The organism is Streptomyces sp. BV286 (assembly GCF_019090165.1).
Classification (GTDB): Bacteria; Actinomycetota; Actinomycetes; order Streptomycetales; family Streptomycetaceae; genus Streptomyces.
In genome coordinates, this window is record NZ_JAHRIB010000182.1 from 1 (window position 1) to 14,469 (window position 14,469).

Consider the following 14,469-nt stretch of genomic DNA (forward strand, 5'->3'; position numbering starts at 1 on the left):
TTTCAGAATGAAGTTCGTTGTGGGGCTTGGCAGTTGGGTGTTGTGTCGGCACGATTTGTTGGGTGTCTGCTGATCTTGTGCCTGATGACCTGTGGGAACGTGTGGCCCCGTTGTTGCCTGCTCGTCCGCCCAGGCGGCGCCGGTATCCCGGGCGGTTGCCTGCAGATGACCGGGCTGCCCTGCGGGGCATCGTCTACGTGCTGTGCAAGAGCGTGAGCTGGCGGGACGTTCCGGCGGAACAGGTCGGCTGCAGCGGGGTGACGGCCTGGCGGCGTCTGCGGGACTGGACCGAGGCCGGCGTCTGGCCGCAGCTGCATGAGGTGCTGCTGGCGGAGCTGCGGGCCGCGGGTCTGCTGGACATGGACGACGCTGCGATTGACGGCTCGCACGTCCGGGCGCTCAAAGGGGGGCTCACACCGGACCTTCGCCGGTCGACCGGGCCCGGCCCGGCAGCAAGCACCACTTGATCGTCGACCGGCACGGCACCCCGCTGGTCGTCGCGCTGACCAGCGGGAATCGTCACGATGTCACTCAGCTGATGCCCCTGCTGGATGCGATACCCCGCATCCGCGGTGTTCGAGGTCGGCCACGTCACCGACCAAGCCGGCTGTTCGCCGACCGCGGCTACGACTACGACAAGTACCGTCGTCTTGTCCGGGCCCGCGGCATCACCCCGAAGTTCGCCCGGAAAGGCACCCCTCACGGCTCCGGGCTGGGGAAGACCCGCTGGGTCGTCGAGCGGACCTTTGCCTGGCTCCACCAGTTCAAGCGACTCCGGATCCGCTACGAGATACGCGCCGACCTCCACCTCGGACTCCTCCAACTCGCCTGCAGCATCATCTGCTTGAGACGACTCCGAATCTCATTCTGAAACGATCAGTAAAGCGGGTGTCGCAGGTTCGAATCCTGCCGGGGGCACCATGCAATACGCCGCTGACCTGGGGTTTCTTCCCCAGGGAGGCGCTCTATTCGGCCTCGGGCTCCCCGCCTGGGGCCGTTTGCGTGAGCGGTGCGGGCGGGCAACGGTTCAGGCCGGGGCCGACCGCATCCGAGCGGGCGAGCGTGAGCAGATCAGGCCCCGGGACCGGAGGCCGAAGCCGGACCCACCGCCGCTGCCGGAAGGCAGGCCCTTCCGACACAAGCGTGCTGGAAGGATGGCGGACAACGCTGAATCCAGCGGGATCGGGCCCGCACCACAGTGTCCGGGAGGTGCCTCATGACGGCCGAGATGGTGGCCCCGGCGTGGATGCATGAGCAGATCACGGCGGAGGAGTACGAGTCCTGGCCCGAGGAGCAGTGCGCCGGCATCGAGATCGTGGACGGGATGGTCGTCGTAAGTCCGAGTGCGTCCAAGCGGCACAACCGGATGGCCCGGATTCTGGCGAACGCCCTGGATGCCGCTGCGGGCACGGAGTGGAACGCCGACACGGACTTCGACGTCCGACTTCAGGACGTCCCGCTCACGAATCACCGCCCGGACGTCGTCGTGTACCGCGCAGACACGATCGACATCACCCCGACCCGCCCTGAGCACGTGCTGCTGGTCGCGCAGGTGGTGTCGCCGGGCTCGGAAACCACCCACCGGATCGTGAAGGTCGACCAGTACGCCAAGGCAGGCATCGCCTTCTACTGGCGGATCGAGCAGGCCGCAACCGGCGTTCCTCTCGTGTACACCTACGTTCTCGACCCCGCGACGAACACCTACCGGGACGGAGACGTGTTCACCGGCGTCCTCAAGGTAGCGGCCCCCTTCCCGGCGGAGATCGACCTAGGCCAGGTCTGACCCACGCTCAGCAGCCGGCAGCGCGTGAGCGATGCGTGAGCGGACTGCCCGACAAAGGGCGGCATGAGCCGGATCAAGTGGCTCGCGCGCGGATCTGACCACGCGTGGTTCTGACCAGGGGAAACAGCACCGCGCGGCAGCGCCAGGCATCCCCCGGGCAAGGATCCAATCCCACTCCTAAAGCGGGTGTCGTAGGTTCGAGACCTGCCGAAGGCACCAAGGGAAAACGCCTATTCAGAGAGCGTTTCATCACAGCCCGTCCGGGGCAGCGCAAGCGGTCCGTACACATCGTGTACGGACCGCGTGAGCACCCCTCCCCGCCTGCGTTGCCGCAGAAGGGCTCCGCGCTGTGCGTTAGTTCCTCCGGCGACGCCCCTGCGCATACGGGCCGTGGCGATCGTGTTCCCGCCATTCCTCGTCATGGGGGTCGCGGTCTTCGCCGCCCGCGTTGTCTCCAGGAGTCGATACGTGTTCCCCCATGTTCACCTTGGCCAGTAGCGAGGCAAGGGGATCAGGGGGATCGTCGCTGAAGCGGTTGGAGCCGCGCTCGGGCGGCGGCCCCGGCTCCGTCCTGTCGTGACGCGACCGTGATGTACCGCTCATGAGCAGCCCCCTTCGGCTCGCTGTGATGCACTTGAGGTCGTTCCCTGGAAGGTCGCGCGTAACTCGACTTCGACCTTGTCAGTGCTGTGCAATCCTGCCGCAAGCCGACCGCCTTTGGACACAGTTCAGACCTGAACGGCTGTCCGTACCTTGCGCGTTGGCTTCTCAGGCGAGGCTGGGAATGTGCGCCGTCAACTCCGGAAGGCCTCGGTCAACTCGTACCGCTTGGACAACGCGGACGGCGGGTACAGCAGTGCCGGTCGCGATCTGCCCGCCAGCGGTCGCTGGAGCCTCTTCGCACACCCCTACGAGCTGCGACCACCTACGAGTAGTCCGTGACTCAAGGCAGACGTAAGGATCGGACGGCCGCTCCCGTGTCGGATACGTGCCAGATCGTGCGGGTACCACGGGGAACGGCGGAGACCAGGCCGCCGGTCAGCCAGGCCCCGCGTCTGCTCAGCCGAGCAGCCCTCACCGAGACCCAAGCTTCCCACGCTCATTGTGCGGACGGTGCTGATGCAGACGATGCCTTCCGATACGGTCCCGAGCCATGGCGAATGGCAACGGTGTGCCGGAGAAAGTGGCGTGGATTCTGGTGCGGGACGACCGGGTGTTGGCGACGCGTAGTCACGGCAGAGATCGCTTCTACTTGCCGGGCGGTCATCGTGAGCCGGGCGAGTCCGACGGCGAGACCCTGGTGCGGGAAATCGACGAGGAACTGCAGGCGGTGATCGACTCCGGTTCCATGGGGCACTTCGGCACTTTCGAGATCGGCGAGGGCCACCCGGATCACGGCCCCTTCCGGATGATCTGTTACACCGCCGATCACCGCGGTGAGCTGACCCCGTCGAGGGAGATCGCCGAGAAGGCGTGGTTCCGCTACGCCGATCGGGACCGGGTCTCGGCCGTCGACGAGATGGCTTTCGACGCGCTTCACGAGGCCGGGCGGCTTTCCTGATCCCGTGACCGCTCCACAGCAGTGGAGTACAGCGGTCACTACGACCGCAGCCGATCGTCAACAATCGACGATGGCCGACTGACCAGCCGACCAGACCTCAATGACTCCCCAGCCGAGAGTCTGGAACGACGAGGTCGCTCCAGAGCTGTGCCGCGCGGGTACCTGTCGTTTCCCCAGGTCTACGGATGGTCGACTCGTATGGTGAGCCGCATGTCATCGCCGCTGAGAGCAGACGAGTCAATCGCCAGCCAGGAAGCTTTCGTTGCCTTCCTGGCGAAGCTCACGGAGGACTACCGTCAACGCGGGGAGGAGTGGGAGAACCCCACTCTGGAGCAGTTTCTCGAAGCGTTGGCTGCATGGGTGGCAGACGCTGGGCCGTCTTGGTACGAGCGATACCAGGGCGAGACCTTGCCGCCGGGCGGCAACTGGACCTACTTCGCTCAGGCACTTCTGGCCGCCACGCTCTATGAGTAGGTCCACTGCTGGAAAGCCCGCGAGTTGCCGCTCGCCACGGAGTAGGGGCCTACCGGTGGGCCCTGGCCATGCACGATCCGGCCTCCAGGCCCGCTGCTACGCTCCGCGCCATGAAGCTGAAGGCGGGGGCCGCAGTGATACTCCTCGGTGCGGGCGGCATGGCCACCCTCGCGGCAACTGGGGTGTGGGCGCTGTCGAGTGGGCTGCTTTATGGCTGTACCGAGGCTGACGAAGAGCTCGCCCCCACGCTGGCGTCCTCGTCCGTCCTCGACGCGCACCCGAGCCGGACCCGGCCGCAGGACGAGCGGTACTCCGGGTGCGACGAGGATGACGGATTCGCCTACGCCGGGCAGTCCTACCGGTTCACGACGTCGCGAGCCGACGTGCTGACCTTCTATCGTCAGGCCGCCGCGGAGGACGGCTGGCGACTCGAGAGCACCAACCCTTCGCCGTCCCCGGCACCTGGCGACCTCGCGGTCGACATCTCGGCGCTCTGCTTTGAGAAGTCCGTCGCGGGCACCACCGCCCATCTCGCCGTGTGGTTCCCCAGCGATCTCGGGGACAGTTCCGGGGACTACGGCTTGGAGATCACAGCCAGCCACGACGGCACCGCCTGGTGCTGACCGGCACCGCCCCGCCTTCCGTCAGGCCAGGCCGAACTTCTCCGCGTGCACCTGTCGTGTGGGGACCCGCAGGTCTCGCAGGCCGGAGAGTACGGCCGCGGTCATGGCGGGCGGACCGCAGACGTACACGTCGCGTTCGGTGATGTCGGGGACCAGCCGGTGCAGGCTGTCCGGGCCGAACGGCGGGGTGTGGCCCTCGCCGGTTCTACCGGTGAGGAGGTGCAGCCGTCCGCCCCGGAGCTCGACCAGGTCGCGTACCTCGTTCAGCAGCACGGCGTCGGCCTCGCTGCGTACCCGGTACAGCACGACGACGTCGCCGGCCGTCTCCTCCTCCAGCATGGCCCGTACGGGGGTGATCCCCACGCCTCCCGCGATCAGCAGGGTGCCGGGCCGGGACCGGTGCAGCGAGGTGAACGCCCCGTACGGTCCCTCGACGAAGGCACGGCTGCCGACCGGGACGTTCCGCAGTCCTGCGCTCGTGCTGCCCACCGCCTTGGCCGTGAGGCGCAGCCCCTGTGGGCCCGGCGCCGCCGACAGAGAGAAGGGGTTGGCAAGCCACCAGTGGTGGTGTCCGGGGAACCGCCAGATGCAGAACTGGCCTGCCCGGGCCGGGAGTTCGTCGAGGTGTCGGCCGGTGACGTAGACCGAGACCACGTCGTCCGACTCCGGTACCACGGCCGTGACGCGGAACCGGTGGTAGAAGTTGCGCCACAGCGGCATGACGACACGCCCCGTCAGCAGGGCGCCGAAGGCGAACAGCCACAGGAGCCACCAGTAGGCCTCGGCGAACGCGGAGGACGTGAACGTCGTGGTCTCCTGCAACTGGTGGACGAACGACAGGCCGAGGGCCACGTAGAGCAGCAGGTGCAGACCGTGCCAGACCTCGTACCGCAGTCGCCGGCGCAGGGGCCTGGTGGAGATCGCGGCGATCACGACGATGACGGCCGCGGCGAGCATGCCCAGCAGGGAGGCCGGTACGCCGCTCAGCGCGACGAACGTCTTGCCCATGGAGGTGTCGTCAAGTGTCGCGTAGCCGAGGATCACCAGGGTGGCGTGGGTGAGGATCGTCCAGAGCAGGGTGAAGCCGAGCCAGCGGTGCCACACCGTGAGCCGGTCCATCCCGATGCGGCGGTCCAGCCAGGGCAGCCGGGCCACTAGCAGCAGTTGGAAGGCCATCAGCAGGGCCGCGTGCAGGCCGAAGAACTTGGCGACCGTGAGCACCCCGTTCTTGCCCGAACCGGCACTGAAAAACAGCGTCTCGACGATCACCGCGTTGACGATGACGAAGGTCCACATCGCCCAGCGTGCCGCGTCCACCGGAAGAACGGTGCCTCTGCGCACCGCGTCACTCGCCGTCGCCATGGTCGCCTCACATCCCCCTTGGCCGCGGCTCGCGCGACCCATATGGACAAACCCCATGAAGATCGAGTGATTCGTGCGATACGCACCTCGATCGGATAAGGATACGGAGCGGCGGCCCGATCCGTTCACGCCAGGACCGGCGAAACCGGCCGCCCTGGTCCGGATCGCGGACCAGGACCGTCGAAACCGGCCGCCCTGGTCCGGATCGCGGCGAACGGCCGGGATGCCGCCGTCGCCAGTTCCTCACACTCCTCGTCCGCGGTCGCCCGCGAGCCCCGTCTCGTAGGCGACGATCACGAGTTGGGCGCGGTCGCGTGCGTGCAGTTTGGCGAGCAGGCGTCCGATGTGGGTCTTGACCGTGGCCGGGCTCAGGTGGAGGTGGTCCGCGATCTCCGTGTTGGACAGGCCCCGTGCGATCAGGCCGAGTACCTCCAACTCCCGGTCAGTGACGCCGTCCAGCGTGCGGCTGGGCGGACGCGCGGGCTCCGGGCGGCGGGCGAACTCCGCGATCAGGCGGCGGGTCACCGAGGGGGCGAGCAGTGCCTCGCCCGCGGCGACGACGCCGATGGCGGTGAGGACCTCGGCCGGCGGGGTGTCCTTGAGGAGAAAGCCTGCGGCGCCTGCGCGCAGGGCGGCGTAGACGTACTCGTCCAGGTCGAAGGTGGTGAGGATGAGGACGCGGACGCCGGGCAGGGCCGGGTCGAGGCAGATCCGCCGGGTCGCCTCGATGCCGTCGAGGTCCGGCATGCGGATGTCCATCAGTACGACGTCCGGCCTTTCCCGGTGGGCCAGTTGGACGGCTTCCGCTCCGTTCGCGGCCTCGCCGACGGCCGTCATGCCGGGCGTGTGGTCGACGAGGACGCGGAAGCTGCCGCGCACCATGGCCTGGTCGTCGGCGATCAGTACCCGGACCGGGGTCACGTCGGTCATGGTCATCGGTTCCCTTCGGCCGGCAGGCGGACGGACACCGCGAAGCCGCCCTCCGGCCGCGGGCCCGCCTCGAAGCTGCCGTCGTACATCATCGCGCGCTCCCGCATTCCCAAAAGGCCGTGCCCTCCCGGTAGTTGGCGGGCCGCTTGCCTGGGTACGGACGGTGGGCCCTCGTCCACGATGTCGATGCGGACCTCTCGCGTGTCCGCCTCGACCGTCACCTGGCAGCGGGTCGGGGCCGCGTGCCGGACCACGTTGGTGATGGCCTCCTGGACGATCCGGTAGACGGTCAGCCGTGTCCCTTCGGCCAAGTCCTCCACGGCGTGCACCCTCATGTCGACGTCCACGCCCGCGCGGTGTGCCTCCGCGGCCAGCGAGTCGAGTCCGTCGAGATCCGGTACGGGTCCCAGCGGCGCACCCTCGGTACGCAGGACGCCGAGCGTGCGCCGCATCTCGGCCAGCGCGGAACGGCTGGTCTCCTCGATGACCTTGAGGGCGGCCCGCGCCTCCCGTGGGTCGGCCTCCGCCACGTGCCCGGCGACACCCGCCGTGACGGCGATGAGGCTGAGGTTGTGGGAGACGATGTCGTGCAGCTCTCGGGCGATCCGCAGGCGCTCCTCGTCCAGTGCGCGCTCCGACCGGCGCCGCTGCTTCCGGGCGGCCTCGGCCCGGCGGCCCCGCACGGTGAACCCCGTACCCCAGGCCCCGCCGATCACCAGGGCCACGAGCCCGGCCACCCCGGCAGCGCCCCGCCCGTCGTCGGCGGGGGTGACCACCGCCTCACCGACGTACACGGCACCGCACGCCAGCGTCAGCGTCACCGCAAGCGCCGGTACGGAGCGGCGGGCGGGCTCGGCCAGTCCGACGAGGTAGGCCGCGAGCCCGGCGGCGGCGTACGGCTCACGAGTGATGTCGAGGAGCGATGCCGTGGCCAGGGCGGTCAGTACGACGGCCAGGACCGCGAGAGGCCAACGGCGGCGCACGGCGATCGGCAGCCCGACCGCGACGGCGATCAGACAGCCGAGCCAGAACGGTCCCGTGAAGACGGGCTGGCCGTCGTCGGTGTCCGGCCGGGCGAAGCCGACGTACACGGCGGTCAGGGCCAGGGCCACGCCGAGGTCGAGGGCCTGGAGGTGGCGCTGCCGCTTGGGCGTCATGGTCCGACCGTACTGGGACGTGCGCACTCAACCGGCCTGTCCGAGCAGCAGCATCAGTGCGAACGTCACCAGTGTCAGCGGCACCCAGCGCAGCACCGCCGCCCGGCCGGGGCGGGGCGCTTCGCGCAGCAGCGCCAGGCCCAGCGGCACCAGTGCGGCGCACAGTCCGGCCAGCGCCAGCAGCGACAGCGGTGTGGTCCCCTTGAGCACTCCGAGGGGCAGTGCCGCGGTGAGGGCAAGTGCGCCGGCGCGGACCGGGCCGAGCACCCGGGTACGCCAGGCGCCGAGGGCGAGGACGATCCATCCGGCGAGAACGGCGACGTTCAGCGTGGCGAAGACGTGGAAGGCGCCGTAGCCGGCGGAGACCGCCTCGGTCGCGGGACCGGCCCCCTCGGAACGCACCAGTTGAAAGGCGAGATGGTCCACCCCGGCGTGGAAGGCGCGGGCGAACAGCCCGAACATCACCAGGACGCCGCCCCACAGGCCCCAGCCTGCACTTCGCGCCCCGATCCGTGCGGCAACGACGGCCACGGCGGGCCAGAGCATCAGGTTGCCCGCCGCGAAGAGGCCGTACGCGGTGGCCATCAGGGCGGGGTGCCGTTCGTACGCGGCGAGTTGGTCCGGGAAGAAGAAGGGGAAGCGGGCCCGCAGCAGCGCGCCGGTCAGCATCAGGAGTGGGCCGAGCACCATGGCGGTGCCGCCCACCCACCGCCCGGGAAAGCCGGTGACCTCCCACCGCTCCACAGGCAGCGCGCCGCTCAGCCGGACACCGATCGGGGTGACTGGCTTGGTCGACATGGCCGGGGTGGCCGACATGGCCGGGGTGGTCGGGGCGGCCGGGGTGACTGGAATGGCCGACATGGCCGGGGTGGCCGGAGTGACTGGGGCGGCCGCGGATGTCGTCGGGTTCGTCATGCTGACGACGATGCCTTCAGCGTCCTTGCGGGGCATCGGACCGGGAGCTGAATCGCGGGGTCAGACCTGGGTATGACCCCGCCGGACGACCGGCGCGGGTGGTGACTGCGCAGCCCGGCGGGGCGGACGGCTCTGGTGACACGATCGGTGCCCCCTATGGATCGAGCCTCTTCACTTGGCTTGGGGGGTCGTGCCCGCTGGCAGCAAGCTGCCACGGGTTGGCGGCCGGAGTGCCTGATTGCCCAGGCTGTGGCTCATGAGCAACGACTTCCTTCTCGGTGACGAACTCCCGGTCGACCGCATCGGCTTCGGAGCCATGCGCCTGTCCGCGAACGGCTTCCAGGGGCCGGCCCGCGATCCCGAAACCGGTCGCGCCGTCCTGCGCCGCGCCGTCGAACTCGGCGTGAACCACATCGACACGGCCGCCTTCTACACCAGCGACGACGGCACCGTCCGTGCCAACGCCCTGATCCGCGAGGCCCTCCACCCCTACCCGGCCGGCCTGGTCCTCGCCACGAAGGTCGGGCCGGTCCGTACCCCCGACGGGGGCGTGACACAGACCAACGACCCGTCGGCGCTGCGGCCGTTGGTCGAGGAGAACCTCGAAACCCTCGGCCTGGACAGCCTCGATCTCGTCTATCTGCGCATCGGCCTCATGGACGCGCCGCACGGCGAGTCCGTCTCCGCCCGCTTCGAGGCGCTGGCCGCGATGCGCGAGGAGGGCCTGATCCGCCATCTCGGCCTGAGCAACATCGGCGCGGGCCATCTCGCCGAGGCCCGTGCGATCGCACCCGTCGCGGCCGTCCAGAACCACTTCCACGCCGGCAGGCGCGACGACGCCGGGCTCCTGGCCGCCTGCGAGGAGGCCGGCATCGCCTTCGTGCCGTTCTTCCCACTGGGCGGCGGCATCGGCGATCCCGCGGGGGACCGCACGGCCAAGGTCGCGGAACGACACGGGAGCACGGTCGCGCAGATCGCCCTGGCCTGGCTGCTCGCCTCCTCCCCCGCCACCCTGGCCATCCCCGGCACCGGCTCCCTCACGCACCTGGAGGAGAACATGGCCGCCGGGTCGATCACCCTCACCCCGGAGGACCTCTCCGACCTCGCCTGACGAGGGGGCGACGGGACGACGGGGCGACGGCCGCGAAGGCTGTGAGGGCCGCGAAGGCTCTGACGGCGCCTGCCACTAGTTGCGATGGCGGCGGGACCAAGGGCGCGCCCGTCGGCCCGGATCCGCCTCGGCGCCCACCCGTGGGCCGGCGGCCATTGCTCCGATTGGCCTGTGGTGCGAGGATCTTGGGACTTCACACACCCAACGGGGGGTTTGTCATGGCACTGTTCGGCAACGCGCACACCGTCGACCCGGGGAAGGCCCAGCACGACTACGCGCGGCTGCTCGGGCAGAACGAGCAGGTGTACGCCGCCTTCCAGCTGATCCGCGACACCATCCTCTTCACCGACCGCCGCCTCATCATGGTCGACAAGCAGGGCATCACCGGCAAGAAGACGGAGTACCACTCCGTCCCGTACCGCAGCATCACGCACTTCGCCGTCGAGACCGCCGGGACCTTCGATCTCGACGCCGAGCTGAAGATCTGGATCTCCGGGTCACCGGCGCCGATCCAGAAGACCTTCACCAAGGGCGTCGACATCTACGAGGTCCAGGCGATCCTCACCCAGTTCGTGGCGCGATAGGTAGCACGTACCGGCATCGGCGTACGCGATGACTGCTGGCTGATGGCTGCTGGCTGCTGGCTGCTGGTCTCATGCCAAATCCGGTACGGGGGACGGCCGTACGGGCCTGAGTCCCCGTGCCAGGGCCAGCGTGACGGTGATCGACGCGGCCGCCGTCGCCGCCATCGCCGTTGCCGGTGACGTCAGTTGGGCCATCGATCCCGCCAGCGCCGCTCCCACCCCCTGCATCGTCAGCATGCCGGACGAGTGCAACCCCAGTGCGTGGCCCGCCAGTTCGGGTGGCGTGACGGCCATCAGGCGTTCCTGCTGGAGGAGGCTCGCGCCGAAGCCGACCGAGGCCAGGGCGGCGAGTGCCGCAGCCAGGGACGGGCGGGGGTGCAGGAGGAAGAGCAGGTACGGGGCCGCCAGCAGCAGGAGCAGGGGCACCCCGAGCCGGGGCCGCAGGTGGGGTCTCACGAAGCGGGCGACCGTCACGTCTCCGACCAGCATGCCCAGGGCGGCGCAGGCGAAGAGCAGACCCGCGTGCCCGGGAGCGTACGAGACGTAGAGGGACTCGCAGCCGACGATCAGGCCGTTGGGAAGCCAGAGGGCCAGATAGAGGTGGCGGCGGGGGCCTGCGGAGAAGAGGGTCCTGTTCGTGCGCCAGGTCTCGCGTACCGAGGGGCGGCCCGTGGCTCTCGGCGGGCGGGGGGTCAGGGCGAGTCGGACGACCGCGGCGGCCGTCGCGTACAGGGCCGCCGCCGTGAGCAGTGTGCCGCTCGGGGACAGCAGGGCGATCAGGACGCCGCCCGCGGCGAAGCCCGCGACCTGCGTGATCCCGTTCGCCATGTTGAAGACCGAGCGGCCGACGATGTAGCCGTCCTTGGGCAGGATCTCGTTCAGCAGGCCCCAGCGGACCCCGCCGCCCAGGGAGGCCACCAGGCCGAGGGCGAGGATCAGGGCGAAGACCGCCCAGAGCGGGACGGGGAGCGCCAGGAGTGCCGTGCCCGCCGCGAACGCGAGCGCGGTGCCCGTCATCGTGGCGCGGGGCGGCAGGCGGTCGGCCGCCGACAGGAGTGTGGTCGCGCCCAGGACCTGGGCGAGCGACGGGCCGAACATGCTCAGGGCCGACAGGAGGGGCGAGTCCGTGGCCCGATAGACCAGCGTGCCGAGCGCGAGGCCGCTCATCGTCTGGGCGGCCACCTGCGCCGAGGAGGCCAGGAAGAGGGGCGTGAACTCCGGGGTGCGGAAGAGGGAGCGGTACGTCGTTCGCATGGACCGGAGTCTTGGACCGGTGCCGGAGCGGCCGTTAGTGTTTCGCGCCTGTGCGAAACCATCGCGCGCGACGACGGACCGGAGGGCGTGGAGATGGGCTGGTGGCAGGTCAACGCCGACACCCTGGCCGGCAGCCGCTTCGTGATCTCGCCGCTCGCCGAGACCTTCGCCTGCCTCAAGGCGCTGAGTGCGGGGACGGCCGCGCACCCCGGCGAGCGGGCCTGGCTGAACGCCCATCTGCCGGACCACCGGCGGCGGTTGGCGGCCGACCCCGTCACCGCCGCCCTCGTCCGGGCGGGCCTCGGACCCGAGTGGATAGCCGACTTCCTCACGCCGACCCCGCGCGGCGACGAGGACTTCGCCGCGGAGGTCGCCCGGGTGCGCGACGCTTCGCCCGAGGCGGCCCGGGCCCACCTCGTCGTCGCCCTGCGCGGCCCGCTGCCCGCGATCCTCCGGGGCCGCGACGACCTCCCCGGCCGCGCCGCCGACCTGCTCACCCACCTCTGGACCGAGGCCGTACGCCCCTACTGGCCCCGTCGCCGCCGCGTACTGGAAGCGGATGTCGTGGCCCGCACCGCCCAGCTGAGCCAGGGCGGCTGGGCGGCCGCGCTCGACGCGATGCGGCCGGGCATGCGCTGGCTCGGCGAGAACCGGCTGCAGGTCAACCTGCACGAGTACCCGCCCCAGGAGATCTCGGGTGCCGAGCTCCTCTTCGTACCGGTGACTCCGCAGCGGCACGGCTGGGTGTCGTGGGAGGAGCCCGACCGGTACGCGGTCGTGTACCCGTGCTCGGGCGTGCTGGCACACACCGAACCGTCCGCCGCGCACACCGTGCCCTCCGCCGGGTCGGCCACCCCCGAGAGCCTCGGCCGGCTGCTCGGCACCGCGCGGGCCGGTGTGCTCGCCCGCCTCGACTCCCCCATGAGTACGAGCCAGCTGGTCGCCGTCACCGGGCAGGGGCTCGGCTCCGTCGGCCGCCATCTGAAGGTCCTGCTCGACGCCCGGCTGGTGCGGCGGCGGCGCTCCGGGCGGTCGGTGCTCTACTACCGGACGGCCGCGGGTGAGGTTCTTCTCAGGGCCCAGGGCGCCGCCCGGGTGCCGACGGACCGGAGTTAGCATCCGAACATGACCAACGACAACGCCAGTACCTCCGACGCCTCGGTTCTCGACGTCGACATCGACGCGCTGCAGGGCGGTTCCGCGGACCTCGGCCAGTACAAGGGCCAGGCCGTACTCATCGTCAACGTGGCGTCCAAGTGCGGGCTCACCCCGCAGTACGCGGGCCTGGAGCGACTGCACGCGCGGTACGCGGCACAGGGTTTCACCGTGCTCGGAGTGCCCTGCAACCAGTTCCTCGGCCAGGAGCCCGGCTCTTCCGAGGAGATCGCGGAGTTCTGCTCGGCGACGTACGGCGTGACCTTCCCGATGACCGAGAAGGTCGACGTGAACGGCGACGCGCGGCACACCCTGTACGAGCGGCTCACCGGCTTCGCGGACGGCGAGGGGCACAGCGGTGACGTCCGCTGGAACTTCGAGAAGTTCCTGATCGGCCGGGACGGCACGGTCGTGGCGCGCTTCGCGCCGAAGACCGAGCCGGAGTCCGCCGAGGTCGTGTCGGCGGTCGAGGCCCACCTCGGCTGAGCGGTCCGTCCCGCGCGGGCACCCGCCGGTTGACCTGCCGGTTTACCTGCCGGTTGACCTTGCCCCTGGGACAAGGCGCATCGTCCTCCCACCGGGCGGCGCTCGCCCGGTGACGGAGGAGGGGCCGGTGGACCACTCGGAACCTGTGCGACGCCCGGCCCCCGCGGCCGGGGAGCTGCTCACGATCGGCGCCTTCGCCGCCCGTGCGCGGCTGTCGCCGAAGGCCCTGCGGCTGTACGACAGGCTCGGCCTGCTGGCGCCCGCGCAGGTCGACGAGGTGACCGGTTACCGCTACTACCGGGCCGGCCAGATCGAACGCGCCAGGCTGGTCTTCCTGCTGCGCCGGCTCGACATGCCCCTCGCGCGGATCGCCGAGGTGGTGGAGCGGCAGGAGGCCGACGGGGCCGGGGCGGCGGATCTCGTCGCCGCGTACTGGGCGGACGTCGAGGAACGCCTCGCCGGGCAGCGGACACTCGCGCACTACCTCCGTGGACGGCTTTCCGGAAGGAGTTCCGAGTTGTACGCGAAGTTCGAGATCCGCACCGTGGACGTACCGGAGCAGTGGGTCATCACGGAGACACGGCACACCCTGGTGGACGAGCTGCCCCTCTGGATCCCGGCGTCGCTGGGACGTCTGGAGGAGGCAGCCGGGGAGTGCGGCGGCTCGACGGGGTCGCCCTTCACCGTCTACCACTCGGTGGTCTCGGACGAGAGCGACGGTCCCGTCGAGTGCTGTGTCCCCGTCGCCGACGTGACGGCGGCCCGCGCCTGGGCCGCGGAGCACGCGCGCGCGTGGGGCGCGGCGGCCCGCCTCGAACCGGCCCGGCGCCTCGCCTACACCCGCATCACCAAGGCCCAGGTCGCCGCCCCGCAGATCCACGCCGCGTACGAGGCCGTGGAGGCCTGGATGGCACGGGAGGGCCACTCCTACGCGGGCCCCTGCCGCGAGATCTACTTCACCGACTGGGACGCCGCAACCCCGGAGGACGAGGCGTGCGACGTGGCATTCCCGATCACCCCGGGCTGACCGGAACGCCCCTCTCTGCGGCCTGTTCAGGGGCGCGGGGACCAGCG

General features: G+C 70.4%; 15 protein-coding genes. 10 read left to right on the top strand and 5 right to left on the bottom strand.

The window, feature by feature from the left end; all coding sequences use genetic code 11:
- Positions 1–62 precede the first annotated feature (62 nt).
- The 5 genes from KUF83_RS35790 to KUF83_RS35810 all read left to right on the top strand — a co-directional run bounded on the left by KUF83_RS35790 (position 63) and on the right by KUF83_RS35810 (position 4,441).
- Positions 63–871, top strand: a protein-coding gene (locus tag KUF83_RS35790; RefSeq protein ID WP_217457892.1) for an IS5 family transposase whose coding sequence is annotated in 2 segments (ribosomal slippage) — positions 63–402 and positions 402–871 — 810 coding nt in all. Because the reading frame shifts where the segments join, the coding sequence is not laid out codon by codon here.
- Positions 872–1,216: 345 nt separating this feature from the next.
- Positions 1,217–1,783: a Uma2 family endonuclease gene (locus KUF83_RS35795; protein WP_217459219.1), complete on the top strand. Its 567-nt coding sequence runs from the start codon at positions 1,217–1,219 to the stop codon at positions 1,781–1,783.
- Between the two features lie 1,153 nt (positions 1,784–2,936).
- Complete coding sequence (locus KUF83_RS35800) at positions 2,937–3,344, top strand: NUDIX domain-containing protein (protein ID WP_217459220.1); 408 nt, start codon at positions 2,937–2,939, stop codon at positions 3,342–3,344.
- A gap of 210 nt (positions 3,345–3,554) precedes the next feature.
- Complete coding sequence (locus KUF83_RS35805) at positions 3,555–3,818, top strand: hypothetical protein (RefSeq protein WP_217459221.1); 264 nt, start codon at positions 3,555–3,557, stop codon at positions 3,816–3,818.
- A gap of 110 nt (positions 3,819–3,928) precedes the next feature.
- The gene (locus tag KUF83_RS35810) at positions 3,929–4,441 is read left to right on the top strand and encodes a hypothetical protein (protein ID WP_217459222.1); all 513 of its coding nucleotides are present in this window, start codon (positions 3,929–3,931) and stop codon (positions 4,439–4,441) included.
- A gap of 21 nt (positions 4,442–4,462) precedes the next feature.
- Here KUF83_RS35810 and KUF83_RS35815 read toward each other — a convergent pair whose 3' ends face one another.
- The 4 genes from KUF83_RS35815 to KUF83_RS42265 form a co-directional block, all read right to left on the bottom strand.
- Positions 4,463–5,803: a ferric reductase-like transmembrane domain-containing protein gene (locus KUF83_RS35815; RefSeq protein ID WP_217459223.1), complete on the bottom strand. Its 1,341-nt coding sequence runs from the start codon at positions 5,801–5,803 to the stop codon at positions 4,463–4,465.
- A 243-nt stretch (positions 5,804–6,046) separates the two neighbouring features.
- Positions 6,047–6,739 (bottom strand): response regulator, encoded by a 693-nt coding sequence (locus KUF83_RS35820; protein ID WP_374106230.1) that lies wholly within the window; start codon positions 6,737–6,739, stop codon positions 6,047–6,049.
- Positions 6,736–7,890: a sensor histidine kinase gene (locus KUF83_RS35825; RefSeq protein WP_217459225.1), complete on the bottom strand. Its 1,155-nt coding sequence runs from the start codon at positions 7,888–7,890 to the stop codon at positions 6,736–6,738. Before KUF83_RS35825 ends, KUF83_RS35820 begins: the two co-directional genes overlap by 4 nt.
- Positions 7,891–7,917: 27 nt before the next feature.
- On the bottom strand, positions 7,918–8,805 hold the full coding sequence (locus KUF83_RS42265) for a hypothetical protein (protein WP_254644864.1): 888 nt from the start codon (positions 8,803–8,805) through the stop codon (positions 7,918–7,920).
- A gap of 256 nt (positions 8,806–9,061) precedes the next feature.
- Between KUF83_RS42265 and KUF83_RS35835 the strand changes: the two genes are divergently transcribed.
- On the top strand, positions 9,062–9,916 hold the full coding sequence (locus KUF83_RS35835) for an aldo/keto reductase (RefSeq protein WP_217459226.1): 855 nt from the start codon (positions 9,062–9,064) through the stop codon (positions 9,914–9,916).
- Between the two features lie 218 nt (positions 9,917–10,134).
- On the top strand, positions 10,135–10,500 hold the full coding sequence (locus KUF83_RS35840; protein WP_217459227.1) for a PH domain-containing protein: 366 nt from the start codon (positions 10,135–10,137) through the stop codon (positions 10,498–10,500).
- 69 nt (positions 10,501–10,569) lie between these two features.
- On the opposite strand, the gene KUF83_RS35845 is transcribed toward KUF83_RS35840, so the two are convergent.
- Positions 10,570–11,754 (bottom strand): MFS transporter, encoded by a 1,185-nt coding sequence (locus KUF83_RS35845; RefSeq protein ID WP_217459228.1) that lies wholly within the window; start codon positions 11,752–11,754, stop codon positions 10,570–10,572.
- Positions 11,755–11,847: 93 nt separating this feature from the next.
- Here KUF83_RS35845 and KUF83_RS35850 point away from each other — a divergent pair, with 93 nt between their 5' ends.
- The 3 genes from KUF83_RS35850 (at position 11,848) to KUF83_RS35860 (ending at position 14,422) form a co-directional block, all read left to right on the top strand.
- On the top strand, positions 11,848–12,870 hold the full coding sequence (locus KUF83_RS35850; RefSeq protein WP_217459259.1) for an ArsR family transcriptional regulator: 1,023 nt from the start codon (positions 11,848–11,850) through the stop codon (positions 12,868–12,870).
- A gap of 9 nt (positions 12,871–12,879) precedes the next feature.
- Positions 12,880–13,395, top strand: a complete 516-nt coding sequence (locus tag KUF83_RS35855; protein WP_217459229.1) for a glutathione peroxidase — start codon at positions 12,880–12,882, stop codon at positions 13,393–13,395.
- Positions 13,396–13,522: 127 nt separating this feature from the next.
- Positions 13,523–14,422, top strand: a complete 900-nt coding sequence (locus tag KUF83_RS35860) for a MerR family transcriptional regulator (protein WP_308403291.1) — start codon at positions 13,523–13,525, stop codon at positions 14,420–14,422.
- The last annotated feature ends 47 nt before the right edge of the window (positions 14,423–14,469 follow it).

Bases quoted from the DNA above. Each gene is read 5' to 3' on its own strand.
- KUF83_RS35840 (WP_217459227.1), top strand. From the start codon at position 10,135: ATGGCACTGTTCGGCAACGCGCACACCGTCGACCCGGGGAAGGCCCAG.
- KUF83_RS35825 (WP_217459225.1), bottom strand. From the start codon at position 7,890: ATGACGCCCAAGCGGCAGCGCCACCTCCAGGCCCTCGACCTCGGCGTG.
- KUF83_RS35850 (WP_217459259.1), top strand. From the start codon at position 11,848: ATGGGCTGGTGGCAGGTCAACGCCGACACCCTGGCCGGCAGCCGCTTC.
- KUF83_RS35795 (WP_217459219.1), top strand. From the start codon at position 1,217: ATGACGGCCGAGATGGTGGCCCCGGCGTGGATGCATGAGCAGATCACG.
- KUF83_RS35835 (WP_217459226.1), top strand. From the start codon at position 9,062: ATGAGCAACGACTTCCTTCTCGGTGACGAACTCCCGGTCGACCGCATC.
- KUF83_RS35810 (WP_217459222.1), top strand. From the start codon at position 3,929: ATGAAGCTGAAGGCGGGGGCCGCAGTGATACTCCTCGGTGCGGGCGGC.
- KUF83_RS35800 (WP_217459220.1), top strand. From the start codon at position 2,937: ATGGCGAATGGCAACGGTGTGCCGGAGAAAGTGGCGTGGATTCTGGTG.
- KUF83_RS35845 (WP_217459228.1), bottom strand. From the start codon at position 11,754: ATGCGAACGACGTACCGCTCCCTCTTCCGCACCCCGGAGTTCACGCCC.
- KUF83_RS35820 (WP_374106230.1), bottom strand. From the start codon at position 6,739: ATGACCATGACCGACGTGACCCCGGTCCGGGTACTGATCGCCGACGAC.
- KUF83_RS42265 (WP_254644864.1), bottom strand. From the start codon at position 8,805: ATGACGAACCCGACGACATCCGCGGCCGCCCCAGTCACTCCGGCCACC.
- KUF83_RS35815 (WP_217459223.1), bottom strand. From the start codon at position 5,803: ATGGCGACGGCGAGTGACGCGGTGCGCAGAGGCACCGTTCTTCCGGTG.
- KUF83_RS35805 (WP_217459221.1), top strand. From the start codon at position 3,555: ATGTCATCGCCGCTGAGAGCAGACGAGTCAATCGCCAGCCAGGAAGCT.
- KUF83_RS35855 (WP_217459229.1), top strand. From the start codon at position 12,880: ATGACCAACGACAACGCCAGTACCTCCGACGCCTCGGTTCTCGACGTC.